We start from the raw sequence: 18,613 nt of genomic DNA, 5'->3' as shown, positions 1-18,613 counted from the left end.
GCGCCTCATTTTACCCCCCTTTGGATGAAAAGCAAAATCAATATCCCACCCATACCAGCTGTTTTACTGTCTATCATCAGTGTGCAATGTGGGGCGGCAATTGCAAAAGGCCTTTTTCCACAAATTGGGGCCGCCGCAACAGCATCTTTACGCATCGGATTATCAGCCGTAATCTTACTAATTGCCTTTAGGCCAAACCTGTATAAACTAAATGCCAAGCAATGGAAATACGTAATCCTATATGGTGTTTGTTTAGGGGTAATGAATATGGTTTTTTATATGGCCATTGCGCGAATCCCGATTGGTTTAGGCGTAACCTTGGAATTTGTGGGACCTTTAGGTCTTGCCATTTTTGGGTCTAAAAAACCTATTGATTTTCTTTGGGTGGTACTTGCTGCTACCGGGATTGTATTAATTACCCCATGGACGGGCACAGGGCTTAATTTGGCTGGTGTATTGCTGGCGCTTTTGGCTGGTGTTTTCTGGGCAGGTTACATCATTTTAGGTGGTAGAATATCTAAAATAATGAAAGGTGGCGATGCTGTTGCTATCGGGATGTTATTTGCTACCATAGTCATTTTGCCCTTCGGTATTTATGGAGGAGGTTTAAGTACCCTCAATCCTAAATTAATAGGATTGGGAGCAGCACTTGCACTATTATCAAGCGCCGTTCCCTTTACCCTGGAAATGAAAGCCCTTAAGCAGCTTCCTGCCCGGACTTTTAGTATTTTAATGAGTTTAGAACCTGCTATGGCCTCATTAGCTGCATTCGTTTTTTTACAAGAATACCTCAGCTTAAAAGAGTGCTTTGCTGTAGCTTTTGTTGTAATTGCTTCTGCAGGCTCATCATTAACAGCCAGGCGTACCAAAGGATAATCAGGCTATTTTTTTTGTTTTATAGATAATAATCTCATCTGTTAACTGACCAGCCTGCGCCATAAAACCTAAGATATAAGGCTGCTTATTGTGCAGATCCAAACCTGCCTGATCTTTCCACTCTTCATGAAAAATAAAAGTTTGATCACTTGTCGACTCATGAAGATCGTACTGAATGCAGGCTCCCTCCTTGCGCGAATTTGCTACCATATCCAGCAGCACCGTTCTTAATTCTGCTGTGCTTTCTTGTTTGCTTTTAACTATTGCTGTCAAATAAATGCTCATGTATTGCTGTATTTAAAAAATTTCGGTTAAATGTTCCCGGTACAATTTAAGTGCTGTCCTAATATCTGCATTCTTTTCTACATCATGAAAATGAATTCCTGGTATTTGTTCCATTCCGGTAAAGGCATTCATCCTGTGAAACCCAAACAAGACACCATCATCCACACTAGTTTCCTTAAAAAATTCTCCTGCTAACGTAAACGCTTCTTTTGGTGCATTCCATGATGATGTGACCATATATTTCCGGCTGTGCAACATACCACCTGTACCATAATTTCGGGTTGGATTTTCAGTTTTGCGTCCGTCGCTAATGTAAATCCCCTTTTTATGTCCTTCGGTAAAAACCACATCTATATACTTTTTAAATCCATGTGGCAACTGGAACCACCAGATTGGGGTATGGCAAATGACAACATCTGCCCAAACATACTTCTCTACTTCTTCCTTTGGATTGTACTCGTGGTTAATATTGGTTGTTTTTACTTTAAATCCTTCCTGTGAAGTAAATCCAGCGTAGCGTTCGCTATTGTCTCATTAAATCTGCCACCGGAATGACCAAATTTTTGTCCGCCATTGATAATGAATATTTTTGTCATCTCTTTTTCTTTTTGATAAACAAAATTAAACTACCCAATACTATCATTAAAACAAGTTAATTCATAGCTTTGTATCAGAATTATAATACTTAGATGGTGGTTAATTTTGAGTGGTATAGAAGTCATTGTGCCTAACCTCAATTCGATTGTTCGCTGCTTATCTGGTGGAGAGGGATTGGCTATCATTCCCCGATTTTCTTTGCAAAAAGGAAGTAAAAGATGAAAAAATAAAGGTAATTTGGGAAGGTACCTCAAAACTCACCAACACTTTATACTTTGGTTGTAGAAAAAATACGCAATATGCATCAGAAATCCATTTAATCAAAAACCTTTTTAAAGAGGTTATGGTTAGTATATAGTTTCTAATGAAAAATCCCACTTAAGCCTATTTTTATTTTGAAACTTAAGTAAAATAATTATTTAGATCACGTCGTAAAATCCCGTAATGAGTCAATCCAGTCCGTTTTTAAGTAATGATCAATTATTAGAAGTTTTTAACTATACCCATACCGCAACCGCCGTTCATGTTGGAGAAACGGCCATTATACAGAGCGCCAATGATGCAATGCTCAGGATTTGGGGGAAAGACAGAAGTGTGATCGGAAAATCACTTGAAGATGCCCTACCTGAGTTAAAGGGACAGCCTTTTATTGAGATGTTTAGAAAGGTTTGGCTGGAAGGTATGTTGATTTCGGGAAAAGATACCGCTGCCGACCTCCTCATTGACGGGGAGCTAAAGACCTTTTACTTTGATTTTGAATACCGGGCCATTAAAAACGACGAAGGTAAGACCATCTGTATTCTACATACGGCAGTTGATGTAAGCGAGCGTGTGCTAAGACGTGAGGCTGTAGAAAGGGAGCAAGAGAAGGAAGAAGCATTACAACGGGAACAGGTACTGAACGAGGAACTTGCAGCCACAGTAGAAGAACTTGCAGCGACCAATGAAGAACTGGTGGCTACAAACGAAGAATTACAGGAAACACAAGAAACTTTACATGTTTTAAATAACGAACTCGAATTAAGGGTCGTAGAACGGTTTAACCAACTGTCTGAAAGCGAAAAGCGTTTCAAAACCATGGCTGAGGGAACAGATATTTTAATTGCCGTTGGCGATGAAGAGGGAAATGCGATCTATTTTAATAAGCCATGGACAGCCTTAACGGGTAGATCAATGAAAGATTTGCTTGCGTTTGGCTGGGCCGATCTGATTCATCCTGAAGACCGTGATCGGTATATGAATATTTACCTTTCAGCCCTGCGGGATAAAATAGCATTTTCTGGTGAATTTAGGATCCTCACCAGAAAAGGTGATTACCGATGGCTGTTAACCAATGGTCCGCCACGTTTCCACGCCGATGGATCTTTTGCCGGCTATATCAGTTCGTGTATTGATATTACCGAAAGAAAATTAATTGAATTAGAGCGTCTAAATTTAAATAAACTCATTGAAGCCAGTTCAGAATTTATCGCTTTGGTTGGTTTAGATATGTCTATCCAATATTTAAACCCCGCAGCATTAAGAAAGTTAGGCTGGGCAAATAGCAAGAACCGAAATATATTGGAGGTTATTTTCCCGGCAGACAGGCCTGCTGCTGAAAAGCTTTTACCCGGCGTTTTGGCGGGCACCAATTTCAAACAGGAAATCCGTTTCTGGAACGAAGAAACGGGTAATCCTTTTTGGATTGAATGGAATGGTTTTGCCATAAAAGATCAGGAAACAGATAAAATAACGGCAATTGCCTCGGTAAGTGCGGATATTACGGAACGAAAACTTTATCAGGAAGAACTTCAGGATATCAACCTTGAAATGGCTGCGGCGAATGAGGAATTGGCTACGACAAACGAAGAACTCGCCCAAACACACGAAGACCTGATCCAATACACCAAAAAGTTAGCTGATAGTGAAGAAAGGTTACTTCAAGCCATTGATACCGGAAAAATGGGTACCTGGAGCATCGACCCCAAAACACTTGAAATTACGGTGTCCGGATTTGTTAAAAATTTACTCGGCTTGCCACTTGATGAACCCGCTACAATGGATGATATCATGAGCGCAATTGATCCGGATTATCATGACATATTCAATACAGCTTTGTCAAATGCATTAAATAATCACTCTTCAAGCGATAATGAATACCCAATAACTAATTTAACTACGGGCGAAGAAAAATGGGTTAGGGCAACTGGACGGGTATTTGTAGATCAGCATGGGCATATGACAGAATACTCTGGTCTTTTTATTGATATCACAGAGCAAAAATTAGATGAGCTGCGTAAAAATGATTTCATCGGTATGGTCAGCCACGAATTAAAAACACCATTAACAGCCATCAATGGCTTTGTTCAGGTTTTGCAGCGTAAGGCTAAAAAAGACGAAGACAATTATGAAATGATCGCGCTTGAAAAAACGAATAGCCAGATCAGAAAAATGACGACCATGATCAATGGTTTCTTAAACGTATCACGTTTGGAATCTGGCAAGCTACTGATCGAAAAAACAAACTTTAACTTAGATGAGCTGTTGAAAGAAGCTATTGAGGAAACTTATATTTCGCAATCTTCGCATAAAATTATATTACATCCCACCTGTGGTGTAGATATTCATGCAGACAGGGATAAAATCGGCAATGTGATTTCTAACCTGATCAGTAACGGAATAAAATATTCTGATAACGGAACGCGCATAGAGATTACCTGTAAAACAACTGAGCATGAAGTTGAGCTTCAGATTAAAGATGAGGGAATAGGTATAAAACCCGATGATATTGATAAGCTTTTTGAACGTTATTACCGTGTTCAGGGCAACCATACCATATCAGGTTTTGGCATCGGACTTTATCTAAGTGCAGAAATTATAGAAAGGCATGGCGGCAGAATATGGGCTGAAAGTGAAGAAGGTAAGGGCTCTGTTTTTCATTTTACCTTGCCTTTGAGTTATTAGGTAAGATCCCTAAAGAAATCGTCATTCCCTTAATTGGGAATCTTAATGCAGGCGCTTTAAGATTAGCTTCACTGAGCACTCCTACGTGGTTCGCGCATGCGTGAGATCCGATGGCTCTCGGATGACGACCGGACTAGTAGATTCTGTTAATGGTAGTGAAACGAAGCATCTTTCTCTCTAGGCAAAGATTCTTCACTACGTTCAGCCTGACAGCATAAGGCAGACGGCGTCAACAGCTAGCCCAAGCCCAAATCATTTAATAATTTTTCATCAACCAAATTTGGGAGCGTAACTTTCAAATTACCCGTACGTGCCATCTCCCGTTCAATAGCAAAGCGCGCTTCCTTATTTCGGGCCCAGCTCCTTCTGGCAATTCCATTGTTTACATCATAAAAAAGCATGTTTTGCAATTTTTCTGCCGCCTGTTCCGTTCCATCCAACAGCAATCCGAAACCACCGTTTATTACTTCGCCCCAGCCTACACCACCACCATTATGGATCGAAACCCAGGTTGCACCCCTAAAGCTATCACCAATCACGTTATGAATGGCCATATCGGCGGTAAACCTGCTGCCATCATAAATATTGCTGGTTTCTCTAAAAGGCGAATCCGTTCCGCTTACATCGTGGTGGTCCCTTCCCAGTATCACTGGCCCCAATAATTCTCCTTTTTTAATAGCCTCATTAAATCTTAAAGCAATTTTTGTCCTTCCTTCAGCATCTGCATATAAAATCCGGGCTTTTGAACCCACAACCAATCTGTTTTCTTTTGCAGCACTAATCCAATTAATATTATCCTGCAATTGCTGTTGTATTTCTGAAGGTGAGGTAAGTTTTATTTCTTCCATCACTTCTTTCGCCATGCGATCAGTTGAATCAATATCCTTTTCATCGCCCGAGGCACAAACCCATCTAAATGGACCAAAGCCATAATCGAAACATAGCGGACCTAAAATATCTTCTACATAAGAAGGGTATCTAAAATCTATTCCATTTGGCCCCATTACATCGGCATCTGCCCTACTGCATTCCAACAAAAAGGCATTTCCATAATCGAAAAAATAAGTCCCCTTAGCAGTATGATGGTTAATACTTATTGCCTGCCTTTTTAATGATTCCCGTACGTGAAATTTAAACTTGTCAGGCGCATTGGCCATCATTCCATTAGCCTCTACAAAGCCCAAACCTACCGGATAATAGCCCCCAGCATATGGGTTATGCAGAGAAGTTTGGTCGGAACCAATCGTCACTTCAATATTTTCCCGGTCAAAACGTTCCCAAACGTCAACCACATTACCAATGTAGGCCAATGAAACCGTTTGTTTTTCATTTTGGGCCAGTAAAACCCTTTTTACCAGTTCGTCTAAATTCTCTACAAGTTCATCTACCCATCCTTGTTCATGCCTCTTGATTGCAGCCTTTGGATTCACTTCGGCACACACCGTAATACAGCCTACAATGTTTCCTGCTTTGGTTTGTGCGCCACTCATACCGCCCAAGCCGGCTGTTAGAAAGATTTTACCGGCAACAGCTTTCCCATAAAACCCTTTTTTACGGAAAGCATTCATTAAAGTAATGGCTGTTCCATGAACAATACCCTGAGGACCGATATACATATACGAACCTGCTGTCATTTGCCCATATTGGGTTACGCCTAAAGCATTAAATTTTTCAAGATCTTCTGGCGAGGAATAATTAGGGATCATCATGCCATTGGTAACCACAAGTCTCGGTGCCGCAGCATTTGAGGGAAATAATCCTTGCGGATGCCCGCTGTAGATATTCAGCGTTTGCTGATCGGTCATCGTAGCAAGGTACTGCATGGTTACAAGATATTGTGCCCAATTCTGAAACACGCTGCCATTACCGCCATAAGTAATCAACTCTTCGGGATGCTGCGCTATAGCCGGATCCAGATTGTTTTGGATCATGAGCATAATCGCCGCCGCATGTGGTGTACAACATGGGTATTCGTTTATCGGCCTTGCATAAATGGCATAATCAGGCATAAAACGGTACATGTAAATATGTCCGTAATTTTCCAATTCAGTCAAAAATTCTTTCGCCAATTCCAGATGCCATGCTTTTGGAAAATAACGTAAAGCATTTTTGATGCTCAGTTTCTTCTCCTCAGCATTTAATACTGCTCTTCTTACCGGCACGTGGTTCAACATGGGATTTCTATCTTTTTTTGCAGGCAATATTGAAGGAATGCCTGCCTGTACCTGTGCTTTAAAATTCATAATCTGAAAATTAAATTCTTAATTTAATGCCAACGCTGCTTTGCCGGCAACGGCTACAATCTTACCTTTCTTTACCATTTCGATGGCGTTTTCCATCCTATCGTACATAATCTGGTCTTCTTCAAAGTGGTCAATTTCACTCCGGACAAAATCATGTACGGCAGTCAATATTTTACCAGGTTTTAATGGATGATGATAATCAACCGCCTGTGCGGCACAAAATAGTTCGATCCCTAGAATTTTCTCTACGTTTTCAATCACCTGAAGTGCTTTACGTCCACTAATGGAGCCCATGCTTACATGGTCTTCCTGACCTAAAGAAGTGGGGATGCTATCGGCACTGGCCGGGAAACAAAAACCCTTATTCTCGCTGGCCAGTGCTGCTGATGTATATTGAACAATCATGAAACCTGAATTTAATCCGGTTTCTTTCATTAGCAATTTCGGCACACCGGGGGTATTACCCTCTAAGGATAGATAAATCCTGCGATCGCTTATATTCCCGATTTCGGATGCCGCCAAACAGGCGTAATCAAGCGGTAAAGCCAATGGCTGACCGTGAAAATTGCCGCCGCTAACGGTTAGATCATCATTAAATATCACTGGGTTATCGGTTACTGAATTCAGTTCAATTTCTAAAACTTCTTTTAAATGCAACCAGGCTGTTCTGGAAGCGCCGTGCACCTGCGGAATGCATCTCAAAGAATACGGATCTTGTACTTTAGCGCAGTCGGCATGCGATTTCATAATTTCAGAGCCCTCCAATAGTTTACGCACCTGTTCTGCCACAGCAATATTTGCAGGGTATGGCCGCAGTTGGTGGAGCGCTGCATGAAAAGGTTTTTCTGATCCCTGTAAGCCTTCAATCATCAATGCAGCGATAATATCGGCAGATGAAAGTACATTTTCCAAACGTTGTACTACCTTAACGGCATGCGCAGCGATAAACTGCGTTCCATTAATTAAAGCCAGACCTTCTTTTGGCCCCAATTGCAAAGATTCCATCTGGTACTCTTTTAAAAGTTCAGCTGTAGCGATAACTTTGCCTTTATAATGAACCTTACCCAAGCCAATTAATGGCAAAAACAGGTGAGAAAGCGGAGCAAGATCGCCAGAAGCACCGACAGAGCCTTGTTTAGGCACAACCGGAGTAGCACCTATTTCCAAAAACCAGATCATTCGGTCGAGCGTTTCGATTTTAATGCCTGAAAAGCCCTGTGCCAATGCTTGTAGTTTCAACACCAGCATCAGTTTTGATATTTCACTATCTATTGGCTTACCGACACCAACAGCATGGCTTTTTAAAATGTTCTCCTGCAGTTTCCGGGTATCAACAGCCGAGATCATGGAAGTACAAAGCGGACCAAAGCCCGTATTGATTCCATAAACAGCCTTACCCGAAACCGCAATCCGTTCTACCACCTTGCTACTTTCTAGCACTTTCTCCCTTGTACTTTCGCTTAATATCCCTTTCACTTCGCCATTACCAATGGCCAAAGCCAATTTAGCGGTTAAATGATCAGTTCCATACTTAAAAATCTGTTGTGCGCTCATGTGATGAAGGTTTTAAACAAAAATAAGCCCTATATTTGATAGCTATAAATACCAATTACATCATCATTTAATAACCATGGGTTATCAGATAGAGCTTAGGCATTTAAAATATTTTCAGGTTTTAGCAGAGGAACTGAAGTTTAGAAAAGCTGCAGACCGCTTATTTATTTCACAACCCGGACTGAGCCGGCAGATTAAGCAGATGGAAGAAATTTTCAATGCGCCCCTCTTCGATCGGAATAAGAAAAAAGTAACACTCACCGAAGCTGGCCTCTACCTTAAAGATGAAGTGGATTTTTTGTTCAGCCATATCGAAAATATTAAAAAACAGATCAGCAATATTAATGAGGGTAAACAGGGCGAACTCCGCATCGGCTTTTTAGGCTCCGCAGCACAGAAAATCGTACCGGAAGTCATTTTTAAACTGAACAAAGATTTTCCGAAGATCAGCACCAATCTGGATGAAATGCCCAACAAGCTACAGATCGAGTTGTTAGAAAAAGATATGCTTGATATCGGTTTTGTGAGGATACAGCAGTTTAATCCTGGTATTTCTAAACACATGATCCATCAGGATACCTTTTCGCTGGTATTGCCCAAAAGCCATCCGATGAAAAAAGCCAGTTTTGAAGCAGTAAAAAAACTGGGCGACGAACCTTTTATTTTTTTCTCCAGTGATGACAGTCCGTTTTATTATGACCTGATGATGAGCATTTGTGAGGATCATGGCTTTAAACCCAAAACCTATCATAAATCTGTTAATGCGCTCACCATTTATAAATTGGTGGAGGAAGGCTTAGGCATCGCCATTGTACCTACAGGCTTGCAATATGGCTACCAGGAAAATGTAAAGTTTGTAGAGCTTACCCATATTCCGCAACGAACGGAACTGTATATGATCTGGAAGGAATCTAACCGGAATCCTGCACTAAAAAATGTGATTAGGTTGCTGTTGAAAGATAATACTTAGCTATTTCTGCATCAATATCTTATGCTTCAACATTACTCCTTTTAAACCTAAGCCTTCCCTACTATAAACAAGTTTGGTTTGCTTAAAGTGACCACCCTCATCCTCAGTCATCCATATAAAACTATGGGCTAAATCCAGATCTTTGGTTTCAATGAGTGTAGGAAGGTACGACTTTAACAAGCTGAACATTAGGGTAATGATTTCGTTTTCATAAACCCGGTAAATTCTAAACTTTTCTGTATTAAAAACTAAAAATATTTGAAATAACATTTGATAAAACCAGGATTTTCTGGTTAGTTCATATTGTACTGGTTTATTAAAGTAAGTAAATAGTTTATGCTTATTAAAACTTCGATTATAGAAAATAATGATGTCATCAATTGAATCAATAGCAATTTTTTCCTTTAAAAAGAATGTTTCAATAATCAGATCGTTATTTTCTAAATAGATTTTATAAAACATATCTTACAATATAAATTATCTGATTAAAAGTACTTCCAAAGTCTTATTATTTAAGTTCGATACCAGAAATAAAAGTTAAGGACCTATTTTAAGAAAAAGATAAAACAAACTTTCTTTTATCACCTGATAATTTCGAGTTTATCGCTACCTTCGGGTTTATGCAGATAGAAGGTGTGTGATTTGGGCATCATATTTTTAGCATTCTTAGAAATCAGCGGAGAATATCCTAAAGTAAGTGTATCTGCACACACTAAAGTTACCACTCTCCCATTTCCAAAAAATTTCAACGCTGCTTTCTTACATGGATATATAAAATTTCTTTTCTCAACGGCATAATCGCTCATATTCTTGGTAAGCTGATTTTCAATTTCCTTATTCCAGGGTTTTGATGCTGCTTCTTCATAAATTGTATTTCTAACTAATGAAAGAAATTTATTTTGATTGCCTTCTTCCAATACCTTTTTGTAATTGTCATAAAACTCATCAACTTCTTTACGGATATTTGGATCATTGCTTAATTTTTTACTTTTACTCCACCCCACAATTTTCCAATTAACGTCTTTAGCATCTACTTCAAATGAAGTTTTATATTCTGAATATGGCATAGGCTTCTCTAATTGAGGTGTTTTATATACTAATGTTTCCCACTTATATTCGTTTCCTTTACCTTTAGCATTTAGCTGATCGAGCATAGTCATCGGCTCCTTGTTTTTTGTAATATCTATTTTAACAAAGGAGTTCTTAGAAAGAGATGAGACAAAAAGGTTTTCCTCTTTTTTTGCAGGAAACATTTTTATTATTATTTCCTGTTTTCCAGGCTTCAAAATATACTGGTTGAGCTCTACCGTTAAACCCGATCCTTCACCTAATCCAAAATAAGTAACTATCAGCATGTCATTCAATAATATTTCGTAGGAACAGTCTAAATGCTCATGCTTTAATTTAAATAAAACACCTTCCGTTTGATATCCTGTTTTTCCCACGATTTTATTTTCAGCTGCTGTAGTTTTTTTGTTCTGTGCACAACATTCTAAACCTATATAAATCCCTAATGCAATCAATTTTATCAACCTATTCATCATTTCCTGTATTAAAATTATAAATGTGCTTCATAGAAACGTGGGATAGCTACTTAAAAATTTTTACGCTTCAAAATTGCATTTTCCAAGCTAAGCCTAAAAAATTAATTGCTACTTTCTATTTCTAATTGTGTGATATGATTTTTTTTAAGCCGTATAAACGAGCTGCTATATAGATCATTTAAATCGAATCGTTAACGTTCATTTAACTATCTTAGTAACTTCTTTACCTCCAACGGAGATAGGTATAAAGATTTTACTTTTCCTATATTTCTTTTTTTGATTTTTGTAATCAGTAATGTTTCTTTGTTTTGACCTGTTTCTTCAATTTGATCGGTTAGGTTAAGCTGATTATTACTTAATGGACTATAGATGGCCTTTCTTGATATAGTCTGACGATCTTCATTATTCCGGTAAATATCCATTTTGATTGTGCCGGAGTTGATATAACTCATTTTCTTACTAAAATGCGTTTCCTCTGCTGATTTAGCTTTAACCGATGCAAGTTTGCCCTGGCTATTATACTGATATTTGTATTCCCAGGTATCCTTAAAATCTGATTGGTTCCGTTGTGTGGTAACCGTTGCTTGCTGAATAGTTTTACCCCATCTTGCCCGATCCTCAGATAATAAGACCGGATAAACATCACGAATAGAATAATCTTCCAGATAATCTTCTAAAAGATTAAATAAACCAACAATAGTATGTTTAGCGTTTATTTCCTGTTTAACCGATGCGTAAATTTTCGGATATAACAGATATTTATCCTGTTGATTAATGAGCATAAAATGTTTGGCATCAGAAAATTTAATTTGCAGCTTATTGAGGGTATCCGCGTTACCTAATATAGACTTAGCGATTAAATAAAGGCCTTTGCTACTACTTGTTAAAAAATATGCAGTAGCTTCGGAGATTACACCTTCAGCAAATTTATATACAAAAAGGCTATCTTTTGAACTGTTTTGAATATATAATATCCTTGTGGTATCTTTTTCATTGCCTTGCTCAGATCTAACTTCGGTTAATTGCGTTAATAAAATTCCGTGATAGGAGTTAGCCTTTTTAGGCAACTGCTGTGCAGCTACGGAAAAAATAATCAAAAAATGAAGTATAAATACCGATATAAACTTGTTCATATTTTATTTTGCAGTTGCAGCGGTTAAGCGGTTGGGTGTTAATTTCCAGAAAATACTTTTCCCAGCAGTGATGGTAGCCGAAATACCGTTCGTAGCCTTCACATTGGTGTCGTAGTAAAAATTGCCACTCGTCCAGTATTGCTGATCTTGAAAGTCGGCTGATGGAACGGAATACTTAATTCTGTCCGGAACTTCAACTTCCTTAAACCGAGGTTTCCCATCCGCACCTTTTACTTGCTTGCCATCCGGGCCAAGTACAGGTTTTTTAACTTTCTTTTTCAGGTGTTCGTGTGTACCTTGATCTGTATCGGCATTATGGTTGCCTTTATCTTTATATCTGGCTGACGTACCATTCGCAGCAACAAAATCATCGTAAATGGCTTTGGGAATCTCAACGAATTTATACTCATCAAATTTATTTTGTCCCAGTTTATTGTATGGATTTGTTTCAGAATTGCCCCAAGCAAGAAAATCGGTTCCATCCCAAAATTCAGCTCCATCTGTAATATCTTTAACCCCGAAACAAACATCCAATACAGCATATCTCGCCAGTTTCGATTTTTCATCATTATTATCTGGTAGCTCTTTCTTATTTGGTACTGAAGAGTATCCAGAAGCAAGTAGTGAGCGCCACGTTTTTTTGGTGGAAACCGCCCTGTTACGACTGGTAAAGGCTACACATCTGAGCTCTTTTATATCAGCATTACCAGATTCATGACTAACGATATAGGCAATGTAGCGAAAGTCTGAATGTAAAAGTGCTTTATCATCATACTTAACCAGGTTTGCATCTACATTAAGGGCGTCCCAATTTTTTGCAGCTACAGCCTGATCATATTTCTCTTTGGTTGTCGTAAATATTTTAGCACTCCCTGCAATCCCGCCAAGATATTCTCCTTCACGTGTATAATAAACATATTGTAAGGTATCTTTAGGATCTTCTTGTGGTTTATAATCACCAAATTTAACATTTGTCATAACTACTCAATTTACCTTTATGCGTACTCCTATTAGTCATCCAATAAAAGGGTTACCTACTTTAACATTTATCCCTTTACTCGTTTTCTCGCATACGTTAATTTCCATAATCGACATAGGACATCATCGAATGAATATTTAACAACTTTGCTCCTAAGCATAACCATTTAAATTAATATCTAACGCTTATTGAAGGTTAACTGTGCGACACCATAAGCTTCTCTTTTACAAACTTTTGCCAACAGAAAATTATATGCTCCATCTAAAGGAATATTATGATCATAAATATTTTCTCTGTTAGAATACCAGCACTATAACCTTAATTTAACTTTTTTACCACTATTTTAGTAAGTCAGGGTAGCCCATTTTATAATCATCATAAATCGTATTTACGGATTTGCTGGTTGAATCTTCAATACGAAGCCCTCTTTTTACGATAGTAAAGTTGGTTTGAATGTGATTAACACAATCATATTGATCTACAAAAATCCATTTGTTAGCTTCTGGAAGGTCCCAGAAATAGAAATCTCCATGCACTTTATTTATATTTGTTTTATAGCCTTTGTATTTTGATTTTAAATAATCTAATATTTTTTCACTCTCTTCCTCATCAGCGGATGAATATTTGTATCCTAAAAGCTTTTTAGCGTTATAATTATCTATATAAATCCATAAATCACTATGATCGGAGACATTTCCTTTTGGAACCTCATAGGATGATATTTTGACACTTCCAATTTTAAATCCATCCAGTTTAGTAGACGAGTAGCCCTTTAATCCATAGCTTCCTGCAAGATTTTTACGTAATTCCTTATGCCCTTCAATAACTTTAGATATATCTTCATCTAATTTCAATGCTTCCAGATCAGCTTTTGAACTGCACGATACCACAAGGCAACCAATTAGAATAATACCGATAAGTTTATTCATTTAGATTTAAGTTTTTTGCAAGTCTCATTTATTTACTCTTGTATATTTAGTCTTTTCGCCTCTGGCTTCAATAATCAATATGTCACCCTTAAAGGAGAAGTTAGAGTCAAATTCCTCATTTCACATCGCCTTTCCTTTATAGTAAATTTTATTATTGCTAATTCTATATGTCATTTTTGAAACAACTTGTTCACTTCCTTCTATTGTATTTTGAATAATTCACCATTTTTAGTGAATTCTATATAGCTTTCCTATGGGTTTACCTGATACTACGATTTTTCATCTCCCTTGTCCCACTACCTGTAATCCTTTTTCTACATCCTTAGCCTGAGCATTACAGCTAAAAAAAACATAGTGGCTAAAGCCATTATTCTCTCATAATTTTTATCGTGGCAATTGTGCATCTAACGAATAATTTCGAACCCAGTATTACCTTTTGGCAGGTATATGTAAAAAGGAAAACCAAATTCTTCGTTTTCAGCCTTTTTTAGATAAGAAATAATTGGAGATTTATCTTCCCTAATTAAGTTTATTACTCTATTTTTTGCGTAAAACACTACCTTGGGCACATCCGGAAAATCCTGCATCACATAACCTTCAGCATCAATCATTTTGAAAATGTTATTTAACGCGACAATATTATCTTCTTCCAGATACATAGATGTATCTGTCTCCTCATACCTTTTTTTTAATAGCAGCGCTAGTGCATTTACATCCTTATCTTTAAAAAGGGTATGAATACGGCGGTAATAGTTATGTATCAGTTCAAGAGTAACTTCATTTTTAATATCAATTATACTTGCATCACTCCAGCCTATTAACCGGTAGGGTACTTCTGCCTTAAATTCGCCTATTGATTCTAACATTGGTAATGTATCACTTTCAGCCTTTGGCATTTTATACTCATATACGGTTGTTAGCTGCTCCTGATCCATTGTAGAAGCATCCAGATACTGTACTTTAATTATAGCGCTTGCGTCTTTATGTATAGAGGATACATTAGCCAATGGCCTGAACCTAATAGCAATCTGCTGCAAACCAGAACTTAAAATTAAATGATTGATAGGATAATTTGAATAAATGCTTCCTGCGCTATCATGCGAAAATGCAAGCACACCGTTGATTAATATATCGAAATTAGTTAGAGATATATTATAATCTAAAAGGTAATATGGTTCTTTCATCATTAGTAATTTATGTACAAACTAACTATTAGTCTTTGCTCGTCAGATACTCAAATTGGATGATCTACTATTTTTTAAAAAGATGGGCAAGGGGACTATCATATTCTTTTAACAGCGGTCTTGCATATTCTTGAACAATGTGGTCCATATAAGCTCGTTTGGTTACAATCTTAACAGACATATTGAGATTTGCGTTTGTCGGATCTATTGTTATGTGGGTAAGTATATCATTTTTGCTCCAAAAAAACTGCTGGGGATATTGTGTTGACTTATTATCAAATTCATCTGCTACCTCCTTTACATAACGTGGTAATACATTTTTTAAAACATTAGCGGTTTCCCTGTCTGAATCTGTGAATTTTCTTGTATCATAGGAAATCGAATCAGGGATACTGTAAGTTTTGAGCAAATCTTTAAGCAAACTTACAGCATCTTTATTATCGGGATGCACGCTTATAAAACTCACTAAACCATTATAGGTTACAACTTTGGTTTCTAAAACATCTGCGATTTTAGCCTTATCGAAAGTTACTTTTTTATTACCCGCATAATAATAATACACTACTTTTTCGCCTTTATCAACTAGTTGAACACCGTTTTCAGTAGGCATTTCGAAACGTCCACTCTGCTCTTTGATATTATCTGTAAAAACAGAGAGATCAACATTTGGTTTTTGACCAACTATAAGATCTTTTAAATCAAGTTTTTTTTGACTACAACTCCATAGAACCAAACAAAATAAAATAACGATAATTTTTTTCATAAATAAAAAATTAAACTAGATAATGCTCTTTAAAATTAACCTCGTCCTTTTCCACAAGCACCGCCTCTCCATCATAACTGAAAGTTCGCTTAATAAAGCCAAACTTAATAGTTGTCGCAGCAACAAAAGTTGCTTTGATTCCACCAAATTCTGCTACAGGAGCAACATACACACCATTATTATTTGCGCCAACTTTTACACCTCCAGTAACACTTGTTTTAGCATCAGCTTTTAAAATTCCTGAAACACCCATGCTTGCCGTTTCGGCTTTTGCGGTAGCTTTAAATTCGATACTAACCTTTATTTCACCAGTGATTTTTACTTCACCGGTTGTTTCTTTTGGAAACCGGATATTAATTATCGTTTTGCCTGAGACGTTAATTGCACCGCCAAGTGTTACTATAAACGTAATTTTGACATATTTGTTCATTTTATCTTTCACCCATGCAAGCACCTCTCCGGCTCCAGGACATATTGCATTACCACCATATTTAAGCACAATGTCTATAAGATCGATACTTATATCTGCCTCAATCAAAGGACTGGTATCTGCTCCGATCTCAACGATCTCGCCTACGACACGATTTGCTTTTTTAAGGTACCACTGAGCAGAAACGGCCAAGACAGGTGCTTTAACTTCAAACATAAAACGTCCTTTGGCTAAACTGGAATTTGATACGCGATCAGCCATCTGCTTAACCTGATTGATAACTTTCAATGTTTTTGCAATACGCTCTGCCCACTCCTTACCAAATTCTATTTTTTGTTTGCTGCCACTTGCCGAAGTCCATTCTCCCGTTAGGGATAACTCAAACTTTTGCTCCATTTCCCCGTATCGCTTAGACCACTCTGCATCTATAGCGGATCCAATGGCTTTATCTTGAGCATTTTTTAACTCATATCCGTATAGTTTATTACCATAAGAATAGGCGAAAGGCTGCGTATGAGACCATTTAAATTCCAATGTCCACTTAATGTCAGAATAAACATGTATCGCTAATGTCTCCTTATTTGGAACAGAGTAATATCTACAGGTGTGAATATGAATGGAATAGATATTCTTTATGCCATCTCGCCTTGGCCAGATATAATTCAATGGGACAACGTTAAATTTACTCATCGTAGATACTGCTGGAACCGTAATTTTTCCCTCACTTTCAGCATTTAAATCAACATTGATCAACTTAATGATTTTGCTGTGTTTTTTACGTTCAAAACAGGCTTTGGTATCGAAATTTATTGGCTCTATCGTAATTTTTTTGGGCTTACTGCCCGCTATTGTTTCGTAAATAATAGTTTCTGCATTGTGACCGTAATATTCAAATGCAATATCTACACGTCTATTATTTACATATTCATATTCATTTTTATATTTGATATTATCACGTCCCATTTTATCGTCAGTAGGTCTTACCTCTCCGTGTCCAGTGGTTGTAATCCGTTTAGGATCTAACTTTCCTTTCACAAAAAATTCCCTAACGGTTACTGCTCTATTTTGTGATAATATGTTATTGTGATTTTGTTTTCCAATTACACAGGCAAAACCGTCGAGATTGATAGTGCTATGACGATGCTCCAATAAAAATCTCAAAATGTTATTGAGCTGTTTTAAACTTTCAGGCAATAATTCTGTACTATCGAACTTAAAGTGAATAGATTCTACAATTTTTTCTCTCCTATCTGCAATGTTCTTAATTCCTTTTCCATTATCAAAAATAAGTTCAGGTTTCCCTCCCTCTTCAGTCAAATTAATCTGCTCAAACTTACACAGTTCAAACCTAAGCTCGTTTTTATCGGGTTGGTAAATGGTAACAGGTGTTCTGTTTTGGGGTTTTTCTATTACCTGCGATTTCACCTTGTCTTTTATCCTTAAAAACCGGGCATGGGCAGTATCCCCCTCTCCCCCTGTATCTTCGATATATTTACCAGTTACAGGGTGTACCACACGTACATAAAATTCTTCTACATTTTCCCTATCTTTCATCGATTGATACCAGGAATAGGTATTGGGAATTTTTAAGTTGATTTCACCATCGATTATATTTACCCGGTAAATTTTACGTGTTACTTCGTCATCTTTTGGCCACAGCCCCATCATGCTCCGCAATCTTCTGAATACACGAACTTCTACGTTGTTGTAGCCATTCAAACCTTCAGTAGTTAGTCTCAGCCAGATCAGTTCGCCATAGGAAAATTGATAAGTTTTTCTTACATCTGCCCCCCCCTCATTCTGCGACCATTTGCTATCTACAATCCTCGCTGGTGATTCGCCCCTAACTTTCAGTCCTGATTTGCCATCAAAGTTTCCACTCCAGCTTGCCTCAACATACCATAAATAGGGACCACAAAGTTTTCTGGGAATTTTAAAGCCATATTTAAAATGGCTCGGGATTGTTTTCTGAAAATCAATAATTCCTTTTTGATTAAAAATTGCCCATTTTATATCTTTCTTTTTATCCTGTTCTGTTGTTCCAGCCTCCCATTCGCCAATTTTAAACCAAATGCGCTCACTAGGGGCGACTACCATTAACTGACCGGGTATAGATCCTTTCTTGGCATTATATACTTTACCTTCGCCAGTCCAAACAATTTTCTTTATTCCCTTTGCCATAC

The 18,613-nt window shown here is 37.7% G+C and carries 15 protein-coding genes; 3 read left to right on the top strand and 12 right to left on the bottom strand.

Going from position 1 to position 18,613, the window contains the following annotated elements; genetic code table 11:
* Positions 1-24: 24 nt before the first annotated feature.
* Positions 25-876 (top strand): EamA family transporter, encoded by an 852-nt coding sequence (locus BLR60_RS22270; protein ID WP_090503995.1) that lies wholly within the window; start codon positions 25-27, stop codon positions 874-876.
* Here BLR60_RS22270 and BLR60_RS22265 read toward each other — a convergent pair whose 3' ends face one another.
* Together BLR60_RS22265 and BLR60_RS22260 are read right to left on the bottom strand one after the other, a co-directional pair.
* Positions 877-1,161 (bottom strand): putative quinol monooxygenase, encoded by a 285-nt coding sequence (locus BLR60_RS22265; RefSeq protein ID WP_090503992.1) that lies wholly within the window; start codon positions 1,159-1,161, stop codon positions 877-879.
* A 12-nt stretch (positions 1,162-1,173) separates the two neighbouring features.
* A complete protein-coding gene (locus BLR60_RS22260) occupies positions 1,174-1,569 on the bottom strand; it encodes an NAD(P)H-dependent oxidoreductase (RefSeq protein ID WP_244155728.1) in 396 nt (131 codons plus the stop codon).
* A 633-nt stretch (positions 1,570-2,202) separates the two neighbouring features.
* On the opposite strand from BLR60_RS22260, the gene BLR60_RS22250 reads away from it, so the two are divergent.
* The gene (locus BLR60_RS22250) at positions 2,203-4,701 is read left to right on the top strand and encodes a PAS domain S-box protein (protein WP_090503987.1); all 2,499 of its coding nucleotides are present in this window, start codon (positions 2,203-2,205) and stop codon (positions 4,699-4,701) included.
* A 236-nt stretch (positions 4,702-4,937) separates the two neighbouring features.
* Here the strand turns inward: BLR60_RS22250 and BLR60_RS22245 are convergent, their stop codons facing one another.
* Both BLR60_RS22245 and hutH read right to left on the bottom strand, forming a co-directional pair.
* Positions 4,938-6,944: a urocanate hydratase gene (locus BLR60_RS22245; protein ID WP_090503984.1), complete on the bottom strand. Its 2,007-nt coding sequence runs from the start codon at positions 6,942-6,944 to the stop codon at positions 4,938-4,940.
* An 18-nt stretch (positions 6,945-6,962) separates the two neighbouring features.
* Positions 6,963-8,498, bottom strand: coding sequence for a histidine ammonia-lyase (gene hutH / locus BLR60_RS22240; RefSeq protein ID WP_090503981.1), 1,536 nt, complete (start codon positions 8,496-8,498; stop codon positions 6,963-6,965).
* Between the two features lie 76 nt (positions 8,499-8,574).
* On the opposite strand from hutH, the gene BLR60_RS22235 reads away from it, so the two are divergent.
* Complete coding sequence (locus BLR60_RS22235; protein WP_090503978.1) at positions 8,575-9,468, top strand: LysR family transcriptional regulator; 894 nt, start codon at positions 8,575-8,577, stop codon at positions 9,466-9,468.
* Here the strand turns inward: BLR60_RS22235 and BLR60_RS22230 are convergent, their stop codons facing one another.
* From BLR60_RS22230 to BLR60_RS22195, 8 genes are all read right to left on the bottom strand, one after another.
* A complete protein-coding gene (locus BLR60_RS22230) occupies positions 9,469-9,930 on the bottom strand; it encodes a hypothetical protein (protein WP_090503976.1) in 462 nt (153 codons plus the stop codon).
* 119 nt (positions 9,931-10,049) lie between these two features.
* Entirely contained in the window at positions 10,050-11,012 is a 963-nt protein-coding gene (locus tag BLR60_RS22225) for a hypothetical protein (RefSeq protein ID WP_143009127.1), read from the bottom strand.
* 206 nt (positions 11,013-11,218) lie between these two features.
* Complete coding sequence (locus BLR60_RS22220; protein WP_143009126.1) at positions 11,219-12,145, bottom strand: hypothetical protein; 927 nt, start codon at positions 12,143-12,145, stop codon at positions 11,219-11,221.
* A 3-nt stretch (positions 12,146-12,148) separates the two neighbouring features.
* On the bottom strand, positions 12,149-13,123 hold the full coding sequence (locus BLR60_RS22215; protein ID WP_090503968.1) for a hypothetical protein: 975 nt from the start codon (positions 13,121-13,123) through the stop codon (positions 12,149-12,151).
* Between the two features lie 339 nt (positions 13,124-13,462).
* The gene (locus BLR60_RS22210; protein ID WP_090503966.1) at positions 13,463-14,053 is read right to left on the bottom strand and encodes a hypothetical protein; all 591 of its coding nucleotides are present in this window, start codon (positions 14,051-14,053) and stop codon (positions 13,463-13,465) included.
* 404 nt (positions 14,054-14,457) lie between these two features.
* Positions 14,458-15,240: a hypothetical protein gene (locus tag BLR60_RS22205; RefSeq protein ID WP_143009125.1), complete on the bottom strand. Its 783-nt coding sequence runs from the start codon at positions 15,238-15,240 to the stop codon at positions 14,458-14,460.
* Between the two features lie 64 nt (positions 15,241-15,304).
* Positions 15,305-16,000, bottom strand: a complete 696-nt coding sequence (locus BLR60_RS22200; RefSeq protein ID WP_090503962.1) for a hypothetical protein — start codon at positions 15,998-16,000, stop codon at positions 15,305-15,307.
* A 10-nt stretch (positions 16,001-16,010) separates the two neighbouring features.
* A complete protein-coding gene (locus BLR60_RS22195) occupies positions 16,011-18,611 on the bottom strand; it encodes an OmpA family protein (RefSeq protein ID WP_090503959.1) in 2,601 nt (866 codons plus the stop codon).
* Between the last annotated feature and the right edge of the window lie 2 nt (positions 18,612-18,613).

The sequence above is a fragment of the Pedobacter terrae genome, from assembly GCF_900100705.1.
GTDB classification, from domain to species: domain Bacteria; phylum Bacteroidota; class Bacteroidia; order Sphingobacteriales; family Sphingobacteriaceae; genus Pedobacter; species Pedobacter terrae.
Note: the sequence above shows the minus strand (reverse complement) of the source record. Positions and strands in the feature narration are given on the sequence as shown.